Genomic DNA, 4,894 nt, shown 5'->3' on the forward strand with positions numbered 1-4,894 from the left:
ACAAGTGAACGAGAAGAATATCGACGTCATAAGATAGTGAGGCTTTAGTGTTTATACCAGTGCTCTTTTGACTCCATTTGAGCTTTTACTTCTGCACTATATTCAGCGGTAGGTCGCGCCAATAACCTTGGAATGCCGATAGGTTCTCCGGACTCTAAACAGTAGCCATACTCCCCTGCGCGCAAGCGAGCCAACGATTGTTGAATCTTAGGTAACAGCTTTTGCTCTCTGTCTATGATTCTTAACGCGATTGCAGATTGCTCCTCACTGGACGCCCTATCGCTTTCGTCACTGAATTCCATTGGCGCAATCATCTCTTCTTTCGCACGTTCAATATGCGCTAACGTCGATTCATAAAGCTCAAATAATCGGTTTTCAAAAAACGCGAGCTGAGCTTCATTCATATAATCCGCCTCGGGCGCTGCAAGAATTTCTTCTTCTGTCATGACATGCTTTTTCTCTTCGTTCATAGAACCTCCACACCGAGATAAGAGTTCGCTCTCTAAATTCCGTACATCTGAATCTGTATAACTTAACGACGAATGAATGCGCCAATAAGGTGCAGTACTCGACACAGTCACAAACTGCTTGATGCCAGAGTTAAGATCACCGACTATATTAATTGTTATATTATAACATTACACTATAAAGAGCATGAGCATGAACACCCAGAAACTCCCTGTTACGGTTTTGTCCGGCTTTCTAGGCGCAGGAAAAACAACCGTTTTAAGTCATATTCTTAACAATAGACAAGGCAGAAAAGTGGCGGTCATCGTCAACGACATGAGCGAAGTCAACATCGACGCAGCGACCGTTCAGAATGAAGTTTCTCTCAACCACAGTGAAGAAAAGTTGGTTGAAATGAGTAACGGCTGCATCTGTTGTACCCTGCGTGAGGATCTACTTGAAGAAGTTACTAAACTCGCGCAAGAAGGCAGATTCGATTACTTAGTTATCGAGTCCACTGGCATCGCCGAGCCACTCCCCGTTGCAGAGACTTTTACTTTTGCCGATGAAAACGGGCTCTCACTTTCAGACGTTGCACGTTTAGACACCATGGTTACAGTAGTTGATGCGATTAACTTTCTGCGTGATTACGATGAAGCTAAGTTCTTAACAGAGACAGCCGAATCCTTAGGTGAAGACGATGAACGCAGCGTCGCCGACTTGCTCGTTGATCAAGTAGAGTTCGCTGACGTTATCTTGATAAGTAAAACCGACCTCGCTGAGAAATCAGAAATCGAAAGGCTTCTTGCTATTCTTAAAACTCTCAATACATCGGCCACTATTCTTCCTATCTCGAATGGTGAAGTAGAACTTGATGCGGTACTCGACACACAAAGCTTCAGTTTTGAAAAGGCACAACAAGCCCCAGGTTGGTTGAAGGAAATGCGAGGCGAGCACATACCTGAAACCGAAGAATACGGCATTTCCAGCTTTGCCTATCATGCGAGACGCCCTTTCCATCCAGAGAAGTTTTACGACTTCCTCCACAATGCGAAAGATTACGGCAAACTGATTCGTTCCAAAGGTTACTTTTGGCTAGCAACCAGACCAGAGTTTGTCGGCCAATGGAGCCAAGCGGGAGGCATCGCACGTTATGGTGTTGCGGGTATGTTTTGGAAAGCGATTCCGAAGGAGGAGTGGCCGACGGATCAAGATTACCTAGATGCTATAAACGACATTTGGCAAGAACCATACGGCGATATGCGACAAGAATTGGTGTTTATTGGTCAGGGATTAGAGCAAGAGAAATTGATTGCTCGTCTTAACGAATGCTTGTTAACAGAAGATGAGATGGAGCAAGGGCTCGACTATTGGTTATCTCTGGAAGACCCTTTCCCTGAATGGGAACAGTAAACGACTGAGATACAAAAAAGCCTCCCACCATTCGGGAGGCTTTTTAGTTACACTGAGCCAATTTTGTTATATAGAACCAACGCAGCAAGTCCGTCTTGGAACAAGCTGAGATTCAAGCATGCAGCGAGGGAATCCTCACCAGCGCATTCAAACCGTCTTCTTCTGGCTCAACTTAGCTATTTTCTTTGGCCAAGGATCTTCAAATGTTGCCCCTTGTTGCCATTGCTCCAATTCCCCTTCCGTTAAAAAGCAGTTTTCCAGCGCATCAATAAACGCATCGACTTCGTTTTCCTGCCCAATCACCGTTAAGCGACAACGACGATCACCAAAGCGGCTTTCAACACTGTCTATCTTATCTTGCAGGATTTGACGATGTTCCTCAGTGAAGTTTTGCGATTCGTCATTGATTACCGAAGCGCGCCAAAAGCCTGTAATTTCAAGCCCCACATTGCCGCTTGCTTGGCTCCAAAGCAGTGAAACATCGTCTCGAGTTGGAAACCAAAAGAACCCTTTACTGCGGAACACACCTTTAGTTAAATACTGGTGGCAGGTATTCCACAAACGCGCAGGATGAAAAGGTCGATCATCTTTGATCACTTTCGCGACAAGGCTTTGTTCGTCTTTATCAGAGAGATTCAACGGCTCATTCACCGTCTCACGAAGTTCTGCGATTAACTGCTCAACAAGGAAGAAATTGTAGTCTTGCTCACCTTTCAACATGCGGATATCCAAGTTTCCCCACGACGTTTTGATTATCTCGGTGTAAACGTTAAGCGGGTGAATCGCCTGCGCGATGTTGCGAACGGTATTGTCGTCCACTTTGTCCGTCTTGGTGAGCATGATACGGTTTGAGAACATGATTTGCTCTACCAACAAGTTTTCAACGCCGCGAACACCCTGCTGCACGTTCTCCTGCCACTTAGGGATTAAGGCAGAACCTTGTCGATAGTCATCTCGCAACCAAGTCGCATCCACCAACGTAATTACGTCTTTGAGTGCGAATTGTGCGTTACTTTTGAAGTACTCGACCAAAGGTAAAGGATGACTACTGCCCGACGTTTCAATCACAACCCATTCTGGCGATTTTTCTGCGCAGAGCTTTTTAAGAGCTTTATCGAGCTGCTTTACACCACTCAGGCTGCTGATGCTGTCTCCACTGATCGTAACAAAGTTGCCCCGCTCTTCACTCACCGCATCGGTATTTAAGATAAGCACGCCATCGACGTCTAACTCACTCATGTCATTAACAATAACGGACAGATCAATACCAGAAGAATCGGCTTGTTGAAGAATGTTGCGTAAAAACGTAGTTTTCCCGGACCCGAGAAACCCATGCAAAATGGTGACTGGAATTGATGGCATACTTTTGACCTACAAAATCTGGATGAACGCATGTTATAACATAACAACTTAGTGAGTTATAGAAGGAATCCAATTGCTGTCTTAGACGCAAAACTTAAGAATCGGTAAAGATCACAGGGGCTGATTTCTCAGAACTCTCCTTCGTTTCTCATCACGTTTCATCACCAGCAAAGGTCTGACTATTGATAAAAATAATAAGTGGTTACAAAACGACCATTGCTTTGTTTATAAAATTGGAGAAAGATGACAATACAGCGATTTATAGGAGGTGGTGTTATGACTTTAGTTCTTACCGTTCTTATTTTCCTAAGTTGTATTGCGATGCTCGCAATTGGTGTGATGTTTTCACGTAGGCCGATCAAAGGCGGAGATTGTTGCAAAGCGTCCGATGTTGCGGATGTGGACGCACGTAAAAGAAAAAATCGCAGTCATTATTCTTCTAGGAACACATATTGAGACTCACCTATTGCTCCAACCTCATAACACAAAATAGCATAACTGAGCCCTAACAAATTGTCGGGACTCAGTTTTTCGTTTCTACTAGATAATCAAACTCTGATACTCGCGCCAAAAATGAAGGTTTCTGGATGTTAGGAAGCGACTTCGCGATAGGTAAGTCGGCTTTCATTGCATCAACCGGACGATTACGAACTAAAACTTCAAAATGTAAATGTGGTCCGGTTGAACGACCAGTATTCCCAGAGAGGGCTATTTTTTGCCCACGCTTTATAACTTGACCTTTTTTAACCAAGATTTTATTCAAGTGTAGGTAACGAGTTTTGTACACACTGTTATGTTCAATCACTAAATAATTACCGGCATAAGGGTGCTTGCGGACCGCAATTACTTTTCCATCCCCAGTAGAATAAACTGGCGCACCGATTGGTGTCGCGAAATCCGTTCCGTTATGCGGGGTGACTCTTCCCGTCACTGGGTGTTTACGCTTAGGGTTAAACCCAGAGGTGATTCGGCGGTATGCCCTATCGACAGGATAACGGTTAAACGCTCGCTCCAAACTGTTACCAGCTCTATCATAGAACCGTCCATCCTCGGCTAGAAATGCAGCGACTTCGCCCCTCGCTAAGTTAAAAGAAATAGCCTTAATCTCACTATTGCCAGTTTTGTGTTCACCTAAATATTGCTGTTTCACTAATATATCGAAACGGTCACCGGCTCTAAGAGATCGCGCAAAATCAATCTTATCTTTCATCACCTGCGTAATATTTGCGACGTGGCCTGATGCCAATCCTACTCGATGTGCCGAGACTGAAAAACTCCCTTTGATTTCTCCCGAAAATAAGGTTTCACGCCATTCCCCTGAAATTTCCTGAAATTCGTAAGAGAAGGAGCCATCGTTTTCTCTAGTGTAGATAGCCTTCTCTACAAGGCTCATATGATAAATTAGTCGACTCAATTGCCCCATGTCATCCATCACTAATTCAAGCTCTTCTCCGGGCTTAATCATATCTAGCTGGAGGTGATCAAGATCAACTGAGAGAATTTGCTGCAAAATACCGTAAGGGAGACCCAATTGAGCGAAGATACCACTGAGCGTATCTCCCACTTTAACTATGTAGTGTATTTGTTTAGGTTTAGGCAACGGAGTCAAACTGACATCTGAGGGAACCACTATCTTTGATGATGGAGGTGGTGACGAATCACTGCTTTGATT

General features: G+C 44.3%; 4 protein-coding genes. 1 reads left to right on the forward strand and 3 read right to left on the reverse strand.

From position 1 onward, the window contains the following. Nucleotides 1–44: 44 nt before the first annotated feature. Nucleotides 45–470 carry a TraR/DksA C4-type zinc finger protein gene (locus tag IQR33_RS10730; RefSeq protein WP_053303728.1) on the reverse strand — a complete coding sequence of 142 codons (426 nt, stop codon included), beginning with the start codon at nucleotides 468–470 and terminating at the stop codon, nucleotides 45–47. A 190-nt stretch (nucleotides 471–660) separates the two neighbouring features. On the opposite strand from IQR33_RS10730, the gene zigA reads away from it, so the two are divergent. Further along, nucleotides 661–1,860, forward strand: coding sequence for a zinc metallochaperone GTPase ZigA (gene zigA, locus IQR33_RS10735; RefSeq protein ID WP_005375723.1), 1,200 nt, complete (start codon nucleotides 661–663; stop codon nucleotides 1,858–1,860). 147 nt (nucleotides 1,861–2,007) lie between these two features. Here zigA and IQR33_RS10740 read toward each other — a convergent pair whose 3' ends face one another. Next, entirely contained in the window at nucleotides 2,008–3,222 is a 1,215-nt protein-coding gene (locus IQR33_RS10740; RefSeq protein ID WP_193837747.1) for a CobW family GTP-binding protein, read from the reverse strand. Between the two features lie 523 nt (nucleotides 3,223–3,745). Next, a partial coding sequence (locus IQR33_RS10745) for a peptidoglycan DD-metalloendopeptidase family protein (RefSeq protein WP_416222675.1) occupies nucleotides 3,746–4,894 on the reverse strand: 1,149 nt, incomplete at its 5' end.

This window comes from Vibrio sp. OPT46, from assembly GCF_015163535.1.
GTDB classification, from domain to species: domain Bacteria; phylum Pseudomonadota; class Gammaproteobacteria; order Enterobacterales; family Vibrionaceae; genus Vibrio; species Vibrio alginolyticus.

Bases quoted from the DNA above. Each gene is read 5' to 3' on its own strand.
- zigA (WP_005375723.1), top strand. From the start codon at position 661: ATGAACACCCAGAAACTCCCTGTTACGGTTTTGTCCGGCTTTCTAGGC.
- IQR33_RS10730 (WP_053303728.1), bottom strand. From the start codon at position 470: ATGAACGAAGAGAAAAAGCATGTCATGACAGAAGAAGAAATTCTTGCA.
- IQR33_RS10740 (WP_193837747.1), bottom strand. From the start codon at position 3,222: ATGCCATCAATTCCAGTCACCATTTTGCATGGGTTTCTCGGGTCCGGG.